Below are 1,922 nucleotides of genomic sequence, written 5' to 3' on the forward strand. Positions count from 1 at the left end.
AAACCCAGAAATTTTTAAAGACATGCGATGCACGTAGTGCGAAAAATTAAACATGAGACGCCAAATACCCCAAGTTTTTTGTCATTAACCTGCACAGATTGCGAAGATAAATAAATAGCTTCAGTTTCACGATAAGGAGGCTGGCGGAGTTTGTCAAGTAAGTTTTTTCGTTTCTACTGAATGACAGTTGTGGCTTGGGAGGTAGTGCAAGAAGTCTATTGTATTACTGAATTATTAATAATCTAGTAATAGTGCCTGCTATGTAGCTAAAATTTTCCTTTAACTTAAGCTATATGTAGCTAAAATAACTTGGGTTTACCGACGATTTGACAAACGACAAATTCGTCATCCCGCTACTTGTTAGCGGGATCTAGAGATATCGCAGCGGTATGACCCTGACTTGCATTAGCTATGTATAATAAAGGGAATCTATGACAAAAGAATCATTGGCAAAAACTGATATAGTGAAAGTTGAAGACAAAAAGGCGGTAAGAAGCTTTTTTAAAATACTAGGTGGAGTGGCAGATGCTGTAAGATCGTGGATTGGTAACATCAGTCCTGATTTAAGCAACAGTTGCGATATCGATAGTTTAGTCTTGAAGATGAACGAGTGCTTAAATCCAAAGGGAGGGGAGGTTTCAGCACGTAAAAACGCTGTATCTCTTGGTAACTTGTACTTAAGCTTATCAGAGAAAGGTAAAATAAAATTTCTACAAACCCTGGCAGAAAAATTTAATCCGAATAAAGCGGAAATAGATGAGAGAATTAGAGAGTATAAGAAAAACCAAGATCCCGAGTTAAACTATAAATTTGAACAGGATTTAATAAAAATTCTTGAATCACCGCGTTCTAAAATATTAAAGCAATTTATTTCTTTACCAGAAGGCCTTAAGTTTATTGTTGATATGCGTTCTGACGTGCTTAAGCTAAAGAACCAATATAGAAGCTTGAATCCACTAGAAAGCGAATTAAAAAATATACTCTATACTTGGGTTGATGTTGATCTACTTGATCTTCGTCAAATCACCTGGGATTCACCTGCATCATTGCTAGAAAAACTTATAAAATATGAAGCTGTGCATAAAATTTCCTCTTGGGATGACTTAAAAAACAGGCTGGGTCTCTGTTTTGCTTTTTTTCATTACAAGATACCAAACGAACCTCTAATTTTTGTAGAGGTTGCATTGGTGGATAAGATTGCAGATAGTATTCAACACCTTTTAGATGAGTCGGTACCTTCAAATGATCCAAGTAGTGCGAGCACTGCTATATTCTATTCAATATCAAATACTCAAGCAGGGTTATCTGGAATCAGCCTTGGTAATTTTTTGATCAAAAGGGTTGTAGAAAAGCTATCACAGGAGTTTAAAAGTATAAAAACATACGCAACTCTTTCTCCAATACCTGGCTTTACGAAATGGCTAAAAAACAATCTAAACCAAGATGTCACTTTATTGGGCAAACTAAATATAAAACAATCTAGTGCAGAAATTTTAGAAAGTGCAGAGCAATTAAAAATTAACGTTGAATGTATAAATGAAACTAAACAATGCATGCTTAAACTATGTGCATATTATTTACTAAAAGTGAATAATAGTAATGGGAATGCTTATGATCCGGTGGCGCATTTTCATTTAAGCAATGGTGCATCGATAAAACAATTAAACTGGATGGCAGATACTTCTGAAAAAGGTATTAGTCAGTCGGCTGGAATGATGGTAAATTATCTGTATGAGTTGCCTAAAATAGATAATAATCATGAAAACTATATGGTTAATAAAGTGATTTCCTGCTCGAAAAAAGTGTCGTCTATGTTGAAGGAGTAATAGGAGATGCATAAATATGTTGAAAATTTCCTAAGAACCTGTTTAAAATCTTCGTAATAGGAGAGAAATGAAGGAAAGGACAATCATTTGCAAGCT

The 1,922-nt window shown here is 34.7% G+C and carries 1 protein-coding gene; it reads left to right on the plus strand.

The genetic code is table 11. The annotated features are described in order from the left end of the window. The first annotated feature begins 431 nt into the window (after window positions 1-431). Complete coding sequence (locus tag OZD63_RS05675; RefSeq protein ID WP_274979968.1) at window positions 432-1,826, plus strand: malonyl-CoA decarboxylase; 1,395 nt, start codon at window positions 432-434, stop codon at window positions 1,824-1,826. Window positions 1,827-1,922 lie beyond the last annotated feature (96 nt).

The organism is Wolbachia endosymbiont of Drosophila leontia, from assembly GCF_028981785.1.
Lineage (GTDB): Bacteria > Pseudomonadota > Alphaproteobacteria > Rickettsiales > Anaplasmataceae > Wolbachia > Wolbachia pipientis.

Excerpts from the sequence above, each read along its gene's own strand:
- OZD63_RS05675 (WP_274979968.1), top strand. The coding sequence starts at position 432 with ATGACAAAAGAATCATTGGCAAAAACTGATATAGTGAAAGTTGAAGAC.